Origin of the sequence: Siphonobacter sp. (assembly GCF_048595215.1) — a bacterium.
Taxonomy (GTDB): domain Bacteria; phylum Bacteroidota; class Bacteroidia; order Cytophagales; family Spirosomataceae; genus Siphonobacter.
Map to the genome: position 1 here is coordinate 18,132 of NZ_JBMDWJ010000316.1, position 17,929 is coordinate 36,060.

General features: G+C 49.1%; 16 protein-coding genes. 6 read left to right on the top strand and 10 right to left on the bottom strand.

Going from position 1 to position 17,929, the window contains the following annotated elements; translation table 11 throughout:
• Positions 1-20: 20 nt before the first annotated feature.
• Entirely contained in the window at positions 21-1,055 is a 1,035-nt protein-coding gene (locus ACOJTG_RS19475) for a type IX secretion system membrane protein PorP/SprF (protein WP_420155351.1), read from the bottom strand.
• 367 nt (positions 1,056-1,422) lie between these two features.
• Here ACOJTG_RS19475 and ACOJTG_RS19480 point away from each other — a divergent pair, with 367 nt between their 5' ends.
• Positions 1,423-4,338: a PKD domain-containing protein gene (locus ACOJTG_RS19480; RefSeq protein WP_420155352.1), complete on the top strand. Its 2,916-nt coding sequence runs from the start codon at positions 1,423-1,425 to the stop codon at positions 4,336-4,338.
• Between the two features lie 135 nt (positions 4,339-4,473).
• Positions 4,474-5,223, top strand: coding sequence for a glycoside hydrolase family 16 protein (locus ACOJTG_RS19485; RefSeq protein WP_420155385.1), 750 nt, complete (start codon positions 4,474-4,476; stop codon positions 5,221-5,223).
• 272 nt (positions 5,224-5,495) lie between these two features.
• On the opposite strand, the gene ACOJTG_RS19490 is transcribed toward ACOJTG_RS19485, so the two are convergent.
• From ACOJTG_RS19490 to ACOJTG_RS19520, 7 genes are all read right to left on the bottom strand, one after another.
• A complete protein-coding gene (locus ACOJTG_RS19490; RefSeq protein WP_420155353.1) occupies positions 5,496-6,251 on the bottom strand; it encodes an SDR family NAD(P)-dependent oxidoreductase in 756 nt (251 codons plus the stop codon).
• Positions 6,252-6,295: 44 nt separating this feature from the next.
• Complete coding sequence (uxuA, locus tag ACOJTG_RS19495) at positions 6,296-7,504, bottom strand: mannonate dehydratase (protein ID WP_420155354.1); 1,209 nt, start codon at positions 7,502-7,504, stop codon at positions 6,296-6,298.
• Positions 7,505-7,783: 279 nt separating this feature from the next.
• Complete coding sequence (locus tag ACOJTG_RS19500) at positions 7,784-8,356, bottom strand: pentapeptide repeat-containing protein (RefSeq protein ID WP_420155355.1); 573 nt, start codon at positions 8,354-8,356, stop codon at positions 7,784-7,786.
• Positions 8,357-8,457: 101 nt separating this feature from the next.
• Positions 8,458-9,450, bottom strand: a complete 993-nt coding sequence (locus ACOJTG_RS19505) for a ribonucleoside-diphosphate reductase small subunit (protein ID WP_094813034.1) — start codon at positions 9,448-9,450, stop codon at positions 8,458-8,460.
• A gap of 316 nt (positions 9,451-9,766) precedes the next feature.
• The gene (gene nagA / locus ACOJTG_RS19510) at positions 9,767-10,891 is read right to left on the bottom strand and encodes an N-acetylglucosamine-6-phosphate deacetylase (RefSeq protein ID WP_420155356.1); all 1,125 of its coding nucleotides are present in this window, start codon (positions 10,889-10,891) and stop codon (positions 9,767-9,769) included.
• A gap of 520 nt (positions 10,892-11,411) precedes the next feature.
• Positions 11,412-13,163 (bottom strand): discoidin domain-containing protein, encoded by a 1,752-nt coding sequence (locus ACOJTG_RS19515; protein WP_420155357.1) that lies wholly within the window; start codon positions 13,161-13,163, stop codon positions 11,412-11,414.
• Positions 13,164-13,224: 61 nt separating this feature from the next.
• Positions 13,225-13,908, bottom strand: a complete 684-nt coding sequence (locus ACOJTG_RS19520; protein ID WP_420155358.1) for a ComF family protein — start codon at positions 13,906-13,908, stop codon at positions 13,225-13,227.
• A gap of 114 nt (positions 13,909-14,022) precedes the next feature.
• Here ACOJTG_RS19520 and ACOJTG_RS19525 point away from each other — a divergent pair, with 114 nt between their 5' ends.
• From ACOJTG_RS19525 to ACOJTG_RS19535, 3 genes are read left to right on the top strand one after another with little or no spacing between them, the layout of a single operon-like run.
• Positions 14,023-14,370 carry a carboxymuconolactone decarboxylase family protein gene (locus ACOJTG_RS19525; RefSeq protein WP_420155359.1) on the top strand — a complete coding sequence of 116 codons (348 nt, stop codon included), beginning with the start codon at positions 14,023-14,025 and terminating at the stop codon, positions 14,368-14,370.
• Positions 14,371-14,414: 44 nt separating this feature from the next.
• A complete protein-coding gene (locus tag ACOJTG_RS19530; protein WP_094813023.1) occupies positions 14,415-14,762 on the top strand; it encodes a hypothetical protein in 348 nt (115 codons plus the stop codon).
• A gap of 41 nt (positions 14,763-14,803) precedes the next feature.
• Positions 14,804-15,577, top strand: coding sequence for an exodeoxyribonuclease III (locus ACOJTG_RS19535; protein ID WP_420155360.1), 774 nt, complete (start codon positions 14,804-14,806; stop codon positions 15,575-15,577).
• A gap of 4 nt (positions 15,578-15,581) precedes the next feature.
• Here the strand turns inward: ACOJTG_RS19535 and ACOJTG_RS19540 are convergent, their stop codons facing one another.
• Positions 15,582-15,911 carry a DUF2085 domain-containing protein gene (locus ACOJTG_RS19540; protein WP_104715934.1) on the bottom strand — a complete coding sequence of 110 codons (330 nt, stop codon included), beginning with the start codon at positions 15,909-15,911 and terminating at the stop codon, positions 15,582-15,584.
• A 117-nt stretch (positions 15,912-16,028) separates the two neighbouring features.
• Here ACOJTG_RS19540 and ACOJTG_RS19545 point away from each other — a divergent pair, with 117 nt between their 5' ends.
• A complete protein-coding gene (locus tag ACOJTG_RS19545) occupies positions 16,029-17,570 on the top strand; it encodes a glycerol-3-phosphate dehydrogenase/oxidase (RefSeq protein WP_420155361.1) in 1,542 nt (513 codons plus the stop codon).
• Between the two features lie 52 nt (positions 17,571-17,622).
• On the opposite strand, the gene ACOJTG_RS19550 is transcribed toward ACOJTG_RS19545, so the two are convergent.
• Positions 17,623-17,844 carry a DUF2795 domain-containing protein gene (locus ACOJTG_RS19550; RefSeq protein WP_093200032.1) on the bottom strand — a complete coding sequence of 74 codons (222 nt, stop codon included), beginning with the start codon at positions 17,842-17,844 and terminating at the stop codon, positions 17,623-17,625.
• Between the last annotated feature and the right edge of the window lie 85 nt (positions 17,845-17,929).

Genomic DNA, 17,929 nt, shown 5'->3' on the forward strand with positions numbered 1-17,929 from the left:
CCATCGACTTAGGTAAATCGTCAGAACTTGGGACAGGCCAGTTCCCGCTTGCGTTTACGCGGATAGGGCTTGGGATCGAAGAAGGCGTCGAGCGTATACGAAATGGACAACTCGTGGGCTCCACCCGAAGCCATACTCAGGGTGGAAATGGTGGCGTCGTAACTGTAACCAATGGAAAAGTTGTCCTGCCGATAACCTACCAGAAAGACCAGGGCGTCGTGATTGTTCAGACCGCGATCGTACTGTTTGATGGGAATACCCCGGTACCAGATACCCAGCGTCAGCGGATCGTAGGTCATGTACAGCCCTAAATCCAACTGATCAAATTTCCCCTGTTTTTTGTAGAGAATGGCGGGGGAAAGACTGCGTTCACGTCCCATGTCGGCTCCGAGGCCATTGCCCAGCTCCCAACCCATCAACGGAATTTTGAAACCACCCTGCAAACTGATCTTCATGGGTAACCGCTCGGGTGTAGCCGAGAACGACTGATTTGGTCGGTTAAGGTGGTGAACCGATATACCCGCCCAGAACTGATCGGAATAAGTTAGTAAACCACCCGAAAAATCCAGGTAGTTGATCCGAGGACCCGTATCGGCTACGGGGTCATTATAGATGGGCGTAACACCGCCGGTACCGTTAAGTTCGTAGTTAAAAACCAGGTTGTAATAATTGACGCTCCGGTTCACGTACGAAGCCTGGATCCCCGCCCGTAACCGTACCGATTCGCTCAGGCGAGCCTGGTATGCGTATTGTAAGCCTACATCCAGGGTACGGAGGTTGCTAAACTGGGCGTCGTTCATGACCATCAAACCCACGCCGGAATTGATCTTGTCCAGATACGTATCCACACTGGCAATGGTCGTTACGTAGTTGGCATTAAGGGCTGGCCACTGATTACGGTAATTGAGGGTAGCACGCGGAGCCAGAGCCGAGCCCGCAAATGCCGGATTCAGGTACATCGGAGCCGCGTAGAACTGCGACAGCTGCGGATCCTGGGCCTGCGTTTGCAGTATACTCAACAGCACAACGGCGACTATAAGGAGATGTTTTATCATGGCGTACAACCAAAAACCAGACTCATCAGATTAAGGGGTCATTCAGGTTCGGTAGAAAGTTGGGGCGTGCGGGGAAATCGGTTTCCTAAAAATTCCGATCTAGCGAAAAATTTTCAAAAGTTCGGCAAGTTGCATAAACCTTCACAAAATTTGTAGTAGAAGTTTCCGTTAATTTCCAGGAAATTGATCCACGAAAAAGTAGCCGTTCGAACCAACCTCTCACCGAGCGTGTCTTCTTCATCGAAGGTTAAGAAACCAACGTCGAAATATTCAACGTACTCATCTCGTGATTCGTCTCTTGCTACCGCCACCGCAAAGACCTTTCCCGATCTACGTCGTTTAAAACGTAAATAAAGCCACATCGGGTATGATTCGAAAGATATATTTTACGGTGCTTCTATGGATTACCTGCTTTCTGGTCGCCCAAGCTCAGACGGTCAAGCCGTCGATTCGGGTAACCGGTCGCAAGTGCGAGCCCGAACAGGGCTGCGGTGGGGATTCCACTCGCTTTGAAGTAACGGGCGTGACGGCTACCAGCTGGCTGTGGACCTTTGAAGATCCCAATACTTCCGATCCGCAGGCGAAGAGTTCAACGAAAGCCAAACCCGCTCACCTGTATTTGCAGCAGGGTTCGTACCGGGTTTCGGTACGGGGAAAACTAGCTTCCGGAGACGAGTATTCAACGGATACAACCATCAAAATTTCTACCCTGCCCCCCGCTTTCGAGTTTTTTCAGGGCAAAGAAGATACGACCATTTGTAAAGGCAGCGAGTTAGTACTCGATCCTTACGATTCACGTTTTTTTCAGGGTACGCCTCCGGCTGAAGGTTCCGTCAAGTATTTATGGTATCCCACGGGAGATACGACTCGTACGATAACGGTGACGGAAAAGGGCTGTTATTCAGTGGAAGTAATGAATCGCGATAGCTGTACCGTAACCGACCGAATTAACGTCAAGATTTGTGGTGAATCCGATCAGCAGGCTTCTAAATGGTACTTTGGTTCGAATGCCGGCATTAGCTTCGAAGGAGGTCAGCCGACGGTCATTACGGACGGAAAGATTAATACGCCCGAGGGAAGTTCATCGATTTCCGACCGGAAAGGCAACCTACTATTTTATACCGACGGACGAAAAATTTACGACAAAGACGGTAACGTCATGACGTCCCGGGATGCCAGCGATACCACGAGTTTGAGCGGTAGTCCGAATTCGACGCAAGCGGCACTAATCGTTCCGCAACCGAGCTGTCGGGGTTGCGAGACTATTTACTACGTTTTTACTACCCGGGATGTAAACGATTCGACCCGATGTCTGCAATACACGCGAGTGGATATGCGGGGCAATGGCGGAAAAGGGGTGATTCTGGACAAGAATATACAGACGGGAGACTGTAATGTAAGTGAACGCCTCACCTCCATCGAAAATCCGAAGGATTCTACCTATTGGGTGCTTTCACACGGGCTTGGTAATAACAAATTCATTCTAAAGCGGCTGACCAAGAGTGGTCTGGAAGATGCGGATTCGCCGGAAATTGGTATTCCGCATACCTCGAAATATCAGGGCGAAGGCCAAATCAAATTCGCCAGCTCGGGCGGTAAAATGGGCGTGGTCATTCCGGGTTCCAACGGCAGTAAGAACTACGCAGAAATTTACAACTTCAATGATTCCACGGGAGCGATCACGCCACCGCCGATTACGCTGGATTTAGGCCCTGCTCCACCTTCCGCTTACGGGATTGAGTTTTCACCCGATGGGAAGCAGGTCTACGTTTCATTACGGGGCAATGACAGTACCGAATCCATTCTGTATCAGTACGACATCAGCAATACGGATTCAACCATCATCGCCTCGACCCGTATTGAAGTAGCTCGTTCTGAAAAGGAATTCGGTGCCTTACAGTATGCTCCCGACGGTAAAATCTACATGGCCGTCAAAGGCAGTCAGTACCTGGGTGTAATTACACCGCCTTCGGCTGATTCGACGGACGTGGAGTTTGAATTGGATGGCTTTAACCTCGGGGGAAAATTAAGTCAACTGGGTTTGCCAAACTTCGTACAAAGCATTATCGAACCGCCTTCGGGTCCGGGAATCAGCGTCGCAGATGTCTGTTTTGGCGACCCCATTGAGTTCGGTACGGGGCCCATTTGTGATCCGCTGAAAGATAAGTACGAATGGGATTTTGGCGATGGAAAAGGAAAATCGACCCAGCAGTCGGGTCAGTATACCTACGCTGCTGCGGGTACGTATACCGTTACGCTACGACAGTACAACGCCTGTAAAGATACGACCATGACGCAACAGGTGACGGTCAATCCCACGCCCATTGCCAATCTGGGGCAGGATCTGAATGTGTGTGCTAAAAGTGTGGTACTGGATTCCAAAAATAACTTCCCCAATAGTCAGTACATCTGGCAACGTAATGGTCGGATTCTGGCCGTGGATAGTACGGCTTCCAGTATTCGGGTGGATTCTTCCGGACAGTATGTCGTGTTCGTACTCATCGGCGATTGTTTTAGTGCTGATACCATTCAGGTAACCCTGGAAACGCCACCCAATTATAGCCTTGGGCCGGATCAGAAGCTTTGTACGGGCAAAACGCTGGAATTGGATGCCCTGCCGGGCGGTTTGTCATACCTCTGGAACACGGGAGCCAATACGCAACTGATCACGGTTGATCAGGCGGGCAATTACTCGGTAGTCGTTACCATTCCGCGAACGAATGCGATTAGCTGTGAAGTATCGGATACCGTACGAGTGGACCTATTACCGCTACCCAATGTAAGCGTGATTCCTAAGACGTCGTTGTGTCAGCCAAATAACCAGACCATTACGCTTACCGGTGGGCCCAACGATCAGTTCCGTTATCTATGGACGCCGGGCAACGAAACGACGCGGGTGATTTCCGTCAATCGAATCGGAACCTATACCGTGGAAGTAAGTACGCAGGATGGCTGTAGTGAAGCTCATAACATCGAAGTCATCGACTTATGCGATCCGCAGATTCTCGTACCGGACGCCTTTTCGCCTAATGGCGATGGGCAGAATGATCGCCTGCAGGTCGTGACTAATCATATTTCGGATCAGGATTACGAATTCCGGGTGTACGACCGCTGGGGTGAGATGATTTTCCGTACTACGGACCGCAAAGAAAGCTGGGACGGAACCTACAAAGGCCGTACCTATCCGCCACAGAGTTATGCCTGGGTGGTGCAGTACCGCAGTACGTATTACCCCGAGCGAGGCGTCAGTACCCAGCGAGGAGCGGTACTACTTGCTAAATAAGTTTTCAGAAAGCCTTTTAGAAACGGTCAGCTTTTTCGCTGGCCGTTTCTATTTTTGAGTAAAACATCTACGCCTGTTAAACCGATGAAGTGTATTCTTTCTTTGCTGCTACTGATCGTCATTAGTACGTCTTTTATGCCCGCCCGAAAACTGGTATGGGCCGACGAATTTAATACGGATGGAGCCCCCGACCCTAAAAACTGGACGTTTGAACAAGGTTTTGTTCGAAATGAAGAGCTCCAGTGGTACCAGCCCGAAAATGCTTATTGCAAAAAAGGGTTACTGATTATCGAAGCTCGGAAAGAAAATAAGCCCAATCCGAACTACGAAGCAGGTAGTACCGAATGGCGAAAAAGTCGCAAGACGATTGACTATACCGCCGCCTGTTTGATTACCAAAGGTCTTCATCAATGGCAGTACGGACGTTTTGAAATGCGGGGAAAAATTAACGTAGACCCGGGGCTATGGCCCGCGTTCTGGACACTGGGTGTCAAAGGCGAGTGGCCCTCCAACGGTGAAATCGATATTATGGAATACTACCGCAATACGTTACTGGCCAATGTGGCCTGGGCTACGCCGACGCGGTACAAAGCCAACTGGAATTCAACGAAAGTACCGCTCAGTGATTTTAAGAAAAACTGGGCGAATCAGTTTCACATCTGGCGAATGGATTGGGATGAGAATTCGATCAAACTGTACGTCGACGATCGCTTGTTACTAACGTCCGACTCGCAGAAAACCGTCAATCCCGACGGTTCTCATCCCTTTGATCAGCCGCATTACTTGCTACTGAATTTGGCTATTGGAGGCCAAAACGGCGGCGACCCTTCCCAGACGTCCTTCCCGGCCCGCTTTGAAGTGGATTACGTGCGGGTGTATCAGTAGCGATTTGTAAGGGATCCGGACGCAAAAGATCACGTCCGGATTAGAAAAGTAAACCCATGCATTACTGGTGCAAGCTCCAAACGTGTACCTACAATCCAGCCGTTGAAAACTGCCCAATGATGGGTACAGGTTTGGAAACCGGCACCAGTGTTCGCCGCTTCAATCGTATATCCTAACTCCGAAGGAGTTCAATATACTTAGCCCCGTATGCAATACGGGGAATCGAATCGGTATCTATCCCCCCCACAGGCATCGCAACGCCCACAACAGAACTAAAATCCAATCGAATTTCCTCCATCTACTGGTAGGGATACACCCGTGATGTAGGCAGCCGCTTCGGAGGCCAGAAAAACGGCGGCATAGCCAATATCGCTGGGTTTACCGAAACGATTCATGGGGGTACGGCGTAAGGCCCGGTTCATGCGATCCGGATCGCCACTCATGGCCGTTTTCATCATGGCCGTTTCTATGAATCCGGGAGCAATGGCGTTGATCCGGACGTTATGCGGCGAAAACTCCGAAGCCAGAATTTTGATCAGTCCCGATACGGCCGTTTTCGAAGCTCCATACGCCGCTACGCGGTCAATGCCGTAATACGCGGCCATCGACGTAATCATAATGATGCTACCGCTCCCGCGGGCAATCATTCGGCGGGCACATTCGCGGGTAAGCGAAAAAACGGCATTGAGGTTGGTTTGAATGATTCGCTGAAATTCCTCATCCGTAACTTCCAACGCCGGTTTTTTCATGTTGATACCCGCGTTGTTAACCAGAATATCAATCGGCCCTACCTGGGCCTCAATGTCCGCTACTAATTGAGGAAGGTTGCTCAGGTCGGTTACATCATTCACAAAGTAATACGCTCCCTGGCCCAATTCCTGGATGGTCTGGCGGAGTACTTCTTCTCGCCGTCCGGTAATGACTACGGTGGCTCCGGCTTCTTTCAGACAACGCGTAATTTCCAGTCCGATGCCACTGCCGCCGCCCGTAATGAGGGCAATTTTATTGCTTAATGAGAAAACCTGCATACTTGAGAACGAATAGAGATGATAAGGTAAAAAGAACGAACGTTTTACTGCCTGGGCAGCGACTGGAGAATGGCGTACTCCACGCCGCGTAATTCAGCCAGTCCGCGTAATCGGCCAATGGCCGAATAGCCCGGATACGTTCGTTTATTCAGGTCATCCAGCATTTGGTGCCCGTGGTCCGGTCGCATGGGTAGAGCGGTTTCCCCCTGGCCCGTTTCCTGACGCTGCTTTTGTTCCAGCGTCAAGGCCCGAATAACCGCTACCATGTCCACGTCCCCCGACAAGTGATCGGCTTCGTGGAAATTCAAAGGGTTGTCTTCGCGTTTCGTAGCCCGTAAATGCACGAAATGAATCCGTGAACCCAGCCGCTCAACGATTCCTGCCAGATCATTATCGGGGCGTACCCCCAGCGAACCCGTACAGAAAGTAATCCCATTCGCCACGGAATCGTAGGCCTGGCAAAGCTGTACCAGGTCATCTTCGGTACTTACGACCCGGGGTAAGCCCAACAAGGGTTTTGGGGGATCGTCAGGGTGAATACAGAGCCTAATGCCTACTTCTTCGGCAACCGGAGCTACTTCCCGAATGAATTCGTAGAGATTCGTCCGTAGCTCGGCATCACCAATGCTTTTATATGCATCGAGTTTGCTTTGAAAAGTCGTCAGTTCAAAAGCTTCTTCAGAACCGGGTAAGCCCAGCAAAACCGTATTAGTCAATCGGATACGCTCTTCAGCCGACAAATGCTGGAATCGTTCGTAGGCACGTTGCCGAACGTCAGGTTCGTAATGGTTTTCGGCTCCCGGTCGCTGCAGAATATATAGATCGAACAACGCGAAATCTTCCCATACGAAGCGTAAGGCTCGCGAGCCGTCGGGCATCTGGTAATCGACATCCGTCCGTGACCAGTCGAGTACGGGCATGAAGTTGTAACAAACCGTCGTAATCCCGCAAGCCGCTAGGTTTCGCAGCGAAGTCTTGTAATTTTCAAGAAACGCATGACGGGAAGGTAGGCCTTTCTTGATGTCTTCGTGTACGGGCAAACTTTCGACAACGGCCCAGTGTAGCGGGGTAAACCGATCGTTATCCGCTTCAATGCGTTGTTTTCGTTCCAGAATCGCCTCCACCGTCCAAACTTCACCTACCGGAATCTGATGCAGAGCCGTGACAATGCCCGTGCAACCCGCCTGCCGGATGTCCATGAGCGAAACGGGATCCTGCGGCCCGAACCACCGCATGGTTTGTATGAAAGCCATAACTGAGTTTCTGTTTATAGCAAAGACCGGTTTTTCCAGTCTTCACCTTACTCTACAATACACCGGAAGAATGAAGATCCCCTACAGAATAGCTAGAATCCTAGTATAGCACTAGTCCCCTAGTCCGTAAATTTCTGATAAAGAAACAGGGAATAAGCCAAAGTTAACTGGCAAAAGCAGGCATTACAAAAGAAATAAACTAACTATATAATAAGTATTATATATGCTAAAAGTATTGATGTTCGTATCACTCGTAATTAGAGATTTAGCGTAAGAAATTTACTCAATCCTTAAGTCGTATTTACGCAGCAATCCGGCTAAACTTTCGGATAAAAATCTAGCTTTTTTAACCACGTTCTGTTCGGGATCAATCGTGAAGTTATACGCCGTTAAAAAGTTTACCTGATCGAGTTTGGTTTGTGAAAAAATAGCATTCTCCAGATCGCATTCCTGAAAATGACTACCCGTTAGTGCACTCCCCGAAAAATCAACACTTTTTAAGGAACATTTGCTGAACAACGTCTTGATTATCTTCTTGTTAGTAAATAAAGCGAAGTCTAGTTTACACCCTTGAAAGCTTACACTAAACATACTGCTTTCGCAGGCACTAAAGTTTACGCCAATCAGCTTACAATCCCGAAACGTAACGCCATTTAATACCGAACGATTCAGCGGTACTAAGGCCATATTACAACCCGTAAAGGTACAATCGGTAAAGCGATTCCCCGAAAAATTACTTTCTGAGAAATCACATTGCTGGAAAACACAATTTTCAAACTCTTTATTACGTATCTCCTGGCCCGAAAAGCTGCGTTTTTCAAAAATTTCGTCCTGATAAAAATCTAAGTCCATTTCAAAAAAAAATTTCTTGAAGCGAAGCTTCAAAGTTCAGACATAAAAAACCCGCAACACGGGGCTGCGGGTTTTTCTATACAATCAAACAGGTGATACGCTTAGAAATCTTCGTCTAGGGCGAATTTGTTCGCATCTTTTTCCTGCTGGTTGGCCATAACGCCCGCTTTCTGGTACTCACCTACGCGTTTTTCGAAGAAGTTGGTTTTGCCTTGCAGCGAAATCATCTCCATGAAATCAAAGGGATTCGTCGCGTTGAACTGCTTCTCAAGTCCTAAGGCTAACAGTAAACGATCCGCCACGAACTCAATGTATTGATTCATCAAGACCGCATTCATACCGATCAGCGATACGGGCAGAGCGTCAGTTACGAACTCTTTTTCGATCGCTACGGCGTCCAGAATGATGTCGTAAACACGTTCTTTCGGCAGCTTGTTGATGATGTGATTCGTGTAAAGCATACAGGCGAAATCACAATGTAATCCCTCATCCCGGGAAATCAGCTCATTGGAGAAGGAAAGACCCGGCATCAAACCCCGTTTCTTCAACCAGAAAATGGAACAGAACGAACCCGAGAAGAAAATCCCTTCTACGGCTGCAAAGGCAATCAGACGTTCCGTAAAATTGTCACTGTTGATCCACTTGAGTGCCCATTCCGCTTTCTTCTGCACGCATTCAATCGTATCAATCGCCCGCAGCATCTTATCTTTTTCGGTGGGGTTCTTGATGTAGGTATCAATGAGCAACGAATAGGTTTCTGAGTGGATGTTTTCCATCATGACCTGAAAACCGTAGAAGCACTTGGCTTCCGCGTATTGCACTTCGCTAAGGAAGTTAACGGCCAGGTTTTCGTTGACAATCCCGTCGGAAGCCGCGAAAAAGGCCAGTACGTGTGAGATGAAGTGACGTTCGCCGTCGTTCAGGTTCTCCCAGTCCTTGAGGTCCTGGCCCAGGTCAATTTCCTCGGCTGTCCAGAAAGAGGCTTCGTGCTTTTTGTACATCTCCCAAATGTCATGATGTTTGATGGGAAACAGTACAAATCGCATGGGATCTTCTACCAGTAGCGGTTCATTACCAATATGCTCCTGAGCCATAGTAGTTCAATTAAATGTTTAAGAAGTTTTTATCAGACGTGTTACATTATGGCGGCAAGTAAAACGCTGATAATCAGAGTTGGACTATAGCCATTAAAAACGGCCTGAATGAGGCCGTCAGGGTTCAGCACCGGTGCTGAACTGTCAACAAAATTAGGGCTTTCAGCGGGGGATGCAAGGTTTTTTTTTAAGAAGAAAAACGCTTATTGGGGAACCTTTTCGCAAGGGCCAAAGGGTGTGGGAATTACTCCCATCGTTTCTCCCCATAAACGTAAAAATATCTTTTTCGTACGTGTTTGACCAGCCAGGGATAATCCTATACGAAGGGCCGGTACGCTCCCTGGGTATAGACGCCCTGCAAGACAAAATTCGGATCAAACAAGACAAAACTGGCTTCGTACCCGGCCGCAATACGTCCTAACTGGTGATCCTTACCAATAATCTGGGCAGGATACAGCGAGGCCATCCGTAAGGCTTCTTCCAGAGGAATACCCACGTGTTCTACGGCGTTAGCAACGGCCTGCATCAGGGTAAGCGACGAACCCGAAAGGGTACCGCTTTCGTCCTCAAATCGCTGCGTAATTGGATTGAAGCTAAACTTGTATTCACCCCGTGTATCTTCTGTAACCGCGTCCGTAATGAAAAACAGCCGATCGCCCATGATCTTATGGGCAATGCGTACGCTAGCAAAATCGACGTGAATGCCATCGACAATGATACTAGCCCGTACGGATGAATCGAAAGCCGCTCCGAGCAAACCGGGTTCGCGGCTATTGAAGGGCGACATGGCATTGAACAGGTGCGTTACAAGTCCTATCCCTTGTTGAAAAGCCTGCATCGCCTGTGGATATGTAGCATTGGAGTGCCCTGCGGAAAGAATAATGGGACTCTGCAGCAGCCAGTCCAGTACATCCGGAGCCGCTTCTTCCGGAGCCAGCGTCAAAAAGAGAGGTAGATCACCCGCAGCTTCGACGAGTTGTTCGAGTTCGGCAATGGTTGCTTGGCGGATGTAGGAAAGTAAATGGGCCCCGCGTTTGACCGGATTGAAGTAAGGGCCTTCCAAATGCAGCCCGAGTAGACCCTGACCACCTTGCTGCCGGTACGTACGACAGGCGGCAATGGCCGCCAACATGCCCGTTAAAGGGCCGGTATGGTAGGTAATCTGAAACTGAGTGGTTCCGCCGGCGAGATGTTCTTCGTAGTTTTTCTGGATGGCCTCGGGCGTCGGTTCGGTTGTGAATAAAGTGCCTTTCCCACCGTAAACCTGAAGTTCAACAAAACCCGGAGCCAGTACGGCCTGCTTACCGTCGATGACGATGGCTGTTTCAGGAATGGAATCGCTTAACCCAAGAATGATTTGGTCTTCGACTAGCAGATGTTGATGCTCAATAAAGGCAGAACCCGTGAAAATACGGACGTTTGTAAAGGCAAAGAGGCTCATAACCACTGTGTAGTTGAGCCTCAAAGAACGTAAGGAAACTGGGTTTTTTAATCCAGGAAATTAGAAAATCATATAAATAAGGTACGTCATCAAAGCAAGCCATAAAAAAGTAGCCACAGGAACTCCAACGATCCAAACAATGATATTAAGCCAATTGTACGAGCGAGGCTTTTTTCTTGCTTTTTTCATTGGAATACGAACCGATTGTGTGTTTTCAAGGTCGATGTAGGTGGGTGCCGTTACCATAGTAGAGCAAAACTAAAACGTGAAAAAAACAACTTCGTATGTCAAGGTTACCCGGTTTTTTAGGTATCCGGAATTGCTTTCGATGAATTACTACTTTTTCACGTAAAACGTCAGGAAACGCCTTCCAATGGAAAAGTTGCGTAAAACAGCGATTACCAAATGAAGATAAACATATGAGTGAGCGAGGCGAAAAATCGTCTCGTCAAAGCCCCGGAATGCTACAACTGAGTGGCGGCCAGTAAATAGAAGAAAAGCCTCTGCAATATACAGAAAATTACTTAATAGAAATGACGGGACTTAAGGAAGAGATGCCATTTTCATTGAAAGCCTCAATCGCGAAACTGTACGAAACACCTACGTTCAAAGCCCGCAGCTCCAGCGTACTAGGCTGATCACTCCAGATTTGATAGGTCTGATACAACTTACCGGGAGCGATGCCCCAGCGAATATTATATCCCACCGCTCCGGGTACTTTTTCCCAGTGGATATCGGCATTTCGCTCATCTTTTTGCCGAATTACTCGAAAATTTCCGGGGATGACGGGTTGTTTTTCATTCCCTTTTCCGAACACTCGCATATCACTGATGGCCAAATTAGGGCCGGCCGTATAGCCATGTTCGTACCGAATGTACCGCGTGCGAACAGGCTGAGACAGCTCAATGTATGCACAAGCCCGATCCCGTTTCTTTTCTTTTGATAAATCCGTGAGCAATTCCCATTTTTTCCCATCGAGCGAATGGAGTAGTTTAAACTGCGTATAAACCGTTGAATCGCTGTTATAGACGTTGTTTTTATAGTCGGTATAATTGACCTGAACGGCCCTTACCTCGGAGGTTTGTTGCAGATCAACCGTCAGCCATTCACCGGCCCGATTCTGGCGAGCTACCCAATACGTACGCGGATTTTCATCCGTAACGTGCTCGGCTCGTAGCGTATCCTGTACTGAAGAGGCCGTTACGGGTTTGCGGTACGAAAGCAGCATCCAGCCCGTAAAAAGCTCGTCTTTGTTATGCCATTTCTTGGTAGGTAAGTAATGCGGAAAATCACCAAAACGCGTATTGGCGTACATCTGATCGTCCGCATCAAAGCCCGCCGGAAACATCGCTAGCCGCCGCTCCATCGGCCAGTTTACCCCAATCCAGGGCGTGCCGGTATTCCAGTAATTGCCGTAGTTATCCTGAAAGGTATTGCCGTGCCCCGCTCCGTTCATGAAACCACCGGGTTTGTACGAAATCGGATTGTAGGGAGCGTACTCCCAGGGGCCTAGTGGATCTTTGCCCACGTACGTACCCGTAGCGTATACATTGTATTCGGTGCCGGGTGCTCCGTACTGCAAATAATACTTTTTATTGTACTTGGTCATCCAGGCCCCTTCCACAAAGGGTTTCATCAAATCGGCGTGATTCGGGCCAAAACGTTCCCAGCCGTGCTTCCAGGGATCGAGCCAGAACATGGATTGGTACGGACCCGCGTAAGTCAACCGTCGTTTGGGATCGAGTTCGGCTCCGAAAATGGGATACACATTCGAAGAACCCCAGTACATGAACCACTGATCCGTGTCTTCATCGTGAAAAATGGCCGGGTCCCAGGGACCAATGTCTTTGGGCAAACGCGGTAACCAGCGGTTATAAAACTGAAGCTTTCCTTTTTCAGGGGCTACGGAATACAGAATAGGCCGCTGTTCGAAGGTCGACTGAAACAAGAAAAGCGTATCCCGGACCGACAGGGCCGCCGGAGCACACATATCCTCAAACGGCCATTTGTCAGGCGTTACAAACTCCCAGTGCGACAAATCTTTGGAATGCCAGTACCCGCCCGAGATGGTTACGAACAGATAATACTCACCCTTATGATTAACAATCACCGGATCGGCTCCCGAGCGGTACGAAATCTGTTCGTTGAGCTGCTCGAAATTGTAGCGATAACCAATGTCCATCGGATTACAGTACGTACGCTGGGCATCACTCGAAAAGCTACTGAACAGCAGGAACGTTGTAGCGAGCAAAACGACGAAGAGGCGAAGCATACGTATTGGTATTCAAAGGGTTTAGTTTTCGAAATTACGAATTTTTTAAATTGAATCCGTTTCAAAGAGCAGTCGCCAGCGTCCAGATGTGTACTTCCCGACAACCATTTTCCAGTAATACCTGAGCACCGGCTTCCAGGGTAGAGCCCGTAGTCACGACATCATCAATGAGGGCAATTCGTTGATTTCGTATGGATTCAGGCTGCGTAATGGTAAAGACATTGGCTACGTTCTGAACGCGTTCCCAGCGGGTTTTACGGGTTTGACTGGCCGTAGCCGTTTCTTTTTTCAACAGTTGATTCGACCAGGGAATTTGCAGTACCTGTGAAAGCCCTTCGGCAATGCTGTCACTCTGGTTGTAGCCCCGCTGTCGCTGGCGACTTTCGTGTAGCGGAACGGGTAGTAGTAAATCAGCAGTCAGGCCCGCCGCTTTCAATTCCACGCCGAACAGACGGCCCAGCAAGGCCCCAACTTCGGGTTCGTTGTTGTACTTGAGCTGGTGTAATAGATGCTGGACTTTCCCTCCCTTGCGAAACTTGAGGTAGGCATGAGCACTGGCCACGGGAATTTTTCCGGCGAACTTGTCGGCTACAACCGAATCACCCGTTTGCCAGCTACGGGTGACGGGCAAGTCGAAGCGGCAGGTAGTACAGAGCAGGTCTTCACCTTCGGACAGCGTTTGCTGACAGCCCAGACAAATGCGTGGAAATAACAAGGTCCAGAACGCCTGCCAGTAGCTTTTCATGATCGGGGTGAGTTTTTCGGCTAACTTCGCCGGGAAAATCAGAAGGAATTGCACCGTTTAGTAAATGCATCGCGTAGCCTTCTAAGTAGCACGCTTCACAATCAATCAACAGACATGGCATTAGTTGAACAATTCGACGAATACCGCAGCCGGATGAACGAACGCATTTTGGGCTCGGATAATTTGATTATCAAACGCTTATTCAACCTCGATACGAATACTTACGCCGAAGGAGCGGTCAGCAGTAAAACTAAGGAACTCATTGGACTGGCCTGCTCGATGGTACTGCGTTGCGATGATTGCGTAAAGTACCACCTGGGCAAGTGTCACGAACTGGGGGTTACCGAGGCCGAAATGCAGGAAGTCTTTTCCATCGCTACGGTCATCGGTGGTACGATCGTCATTCCGCACCTGCGGCGAGCCGTTGAATACTGGGATGAACTGCAAAAAGGTACCGAGTAACGTTTTTCCGAACGTTTCGAGCCGTTTTTACTGTTAGCAAGGGTATGAAACAAGAATTAGAAGATCAGGATTGGGAACAGTTGCTGGATCAGCTGGAAGGCATGATTGGCAAGCGTCCGGCGGATTTGAATGGCGTTCTGTTTTTGATTGGCGTGCAGGAATTGGGCAAAGGCCATCAGTTCTTTACGAAAGAACAAAAGCAGGATTTGATGCACATCGCCGTTTGTAAAGTGTTGAGTTATAGCGGCTATTACGAACTCGAAGGTTTGGATGCGGATGGCTGGCCGCACTGGAAGCTGGTACAGCCCCTACCCTTTGTCGACTTGCTTAATCAGGAAACCCTGCTCAAACAGCACGTACTGGAATACTTCGAACGCGAAGGCATTATATAGCTACGGAAGAGAGAAATCTCTTCCGTTCTCCATTTTCCCCTATGAAATTACTTACGTACAACGTCAACGGCATTCGTTCAGCTCTGACGAAAGGTTTTGCGGAATGGCTTGAGAGTACCAACGCCGATGTGGTAGCTCTACAGGAAGTAAAATCGGAGATTCATCAGTTTGATCGTACTATCTTCGAAGACCTGGGTTATCAGTTGTACTGGTATCCGGCGGTGAAAAAAGGGTACTCCGGCGTTGCCATTCTGTCTAAGCACACGCCCAAGCACGTGGCATACGGTTGTGGAAACGCGATCTATGACGACGAAGGACGCATCCTGCGGGCCGATTTCGATGATTTTTCGTTTATGAGTCTGTACCTGCCTTCGGGATCGAGCGGGGACATGCGGCAGGCATTCAAGATGGAATTTTTGTCTGATTTTCAGGATTACATTGATGAGCTTAAAAAAGAGATACCTAACCTGATTATTTCCGGCGATTACAACATTTGCCACCAGCCGATTGATATTCATAACCCAAAGTCCAACGCCAATTCGTCCGGCTTTCTGCCCGAAGAGCGGGCCTGGATGGGGCGTTTTCTGGAAAGTGGATTCATTGATACCTTCCGGCATTTTCATCCCGAGCCACATCAGTATACCTGGTGGAGCTTTCGGGCCGGAGCCCGAAGTAAAAATCTGGGCTGGCGGATTGATTACCAACTGGCTACGGAACCGCTACGCGAACGATTGAAAGACGCAGCCATCTGGTCAGACATTAAACATTCTGACCATTGTCCCGTCATGCTGGAGTTAACGACGAATCACGCGTAGCTAACTAGTATCCATCCACAACGGTTAAGGCCAGAGCCGCCGTATACGCAAAGCCAATGGTGAGCAGTACGATGCCCGTACCCGCCAGCAGGCCCGTAATCAGTCGAAGCGGGTTATTGCTTTCCCGCCACTGCCAGTATTGCGTGAAGCTATCGATGAGCAGGGGAATGATCAGTACTACCGACCAGAAGGAAGCGAGCGGTCCCAGCCAGAGGCTCAAGAGAAGACCTATTCCGTAACCCACATATAATCCTGTACAACGGGCACATACCGGAAAAGGACGACCTTTCCAGAAAAAGGAACGATCAGGGCGACGATGGCAGGCGAACCACATAGGATGAACAAGACTTTTTAGAATCAAACGTTAAGCAATTAAAAAATCTTTGGTGTAGAATGGGTTTACTGCAGAAAAACTTCTATATCGCCAATGGTTCCTTTGCTCTAGCCCGTTATGAATCGTACCGCATTTTTCAGTCAGTTACCTACGCAAACCTTTGATGTTTGTATCATTGGCGGAGGAGCCACCGGAGCAGGCTGTGCTCTTGACGCTGCTTTACGGGGCCTCAGCGTGTGTCTGATTGAAAAAGAAGATTTCGCTGCTCAGACGTCCTCCAAATCTACGAAACTGATCCATGGCGGCGTTCGGTATCTGGAACAGGCCGTCAAGCAATTGAGTCCGGACCAGTTTCGAATGGTTCGTAAAGCCCTGCACGAGCGGCGTACCCTCCTGCAGAATGCTCCGCACCTGACCCGATCCCTGCCCTTACTGACACCCTGCCGAAGCTGGCTGGAAGGCATGTATTACAGCATTGGGCTGAAAATATACGACTGGATGGCGGGCTCGCGAAATATTCAGCCGAGCCGCTGGTTATCCAAAACACAGGTACTCGAGCACGTGCCCCAGCTTCAAACCGAGCATTTACACAGTGCCGTCCTGTACTACGATGGTCAGCTGGACGATGCCCGTTTTGCCCTGGCTCTCATCAAATCGGCGGCAAAAGAAGGAGCGGTCGTACTCAACCATACCGAAGCTCTGGCCTTTGGTTATTCAAAATCCGGTAAAGTGCGGAAACTGGAAGTCAAGGATACGCTCAACGGTCATACCTACGACATTCAGGCGAAGGTATTCGTGAATGCCACAGGGCCTTTTTCGGATCAGATCCGTACCATGGCGAATGCGAAGTCACGACCCCGTATTCGCGTGAGTCGGGGTTCTCATATTGTACTGGAAAAAAGCCATTTGCCGGGAAATACCGCTATTCTGGTGCCTAAAACCGACGATGGTCGGGTACTATTTCTCATTCCCTGGAAGGATCAGGTTTTGGTGGGTACTACCGATCTGGAAGATGAATTGAGTGATACGCCACGTCCGACGCTGGCGGAGGAGAACTATCTGATGAGTTACGTTAATCGCTATCTGAAGACACCCATTACGGAAGCAGATATTCGGGCGGGTTTTACCGGCCAACGTCCCCTGATTGAAGCCATCTTTGCCAAGGATACGAAATCACTGGTACGCGATCATGAGGTAGAGGTGGATGATAAAACCAAACTCATCAGTATTTTGGGCGGTAAATGGACGACCTACCGCCTCATGGCCAGCGATACAATTGACGCAGTTTGTGAGCAATTGAAGGTGAAGAAAGACTGTTCCACCGAACAATACCGTCTAGTGGGTGGCGAAGCCTATACGCCCGATTTATTTCTGAAACTCCAGCAAATGTATGGGTTGGAAGAAGAAGTGGCCCGACATCTGGCTCGTACCTACGGAACGGAAGCAATGGATGTACTAGCTCTAACGCAGGAGAATCCCGCCTGGAAACAACCGCTGGTAGCTCCACATCCGTTTATTCAGGCCGAAGTAGTCTTTGCCCGTAGGCAGGAAATGGCCTGTACACCCGAAGACCTCCTATACCGTCGCCTGGGCCTGGGCTTAATCGATGCGGAAGCTACCCGACGCGTGTACCCATTAGTCGAGCAATTGTTGCAATAAAAAAAAGGCCCGAATCAATCGGGCCTAGCAATACCTATGTTTCAACAAAGCATCAATATTCGTCTTCGTTGAAGAAGAAATCATCTTTTGTCGGATAATCCGGCCAGATTTCTTCAATGCTTTCGTAAGGTTGACCGTCGTCTTCGAGTTCTTGAAGGTTCTCAACTACTTCCAGCGGAGCACCTGTCCGAATGGCATAGTCAATAAGCTCGTCTTTCGTTGCAGGCCACGGAGCATCCTCCAGATAGGAAGCAAGTTCAAGGGTCCAGTACATGCGTTTTCCCTCCTATGGAATAATGGGTTCAGAAAAATGACTGCAAAAGTAAGTCTTTTTTGCATTGCTTGGAGACTTACCGCTA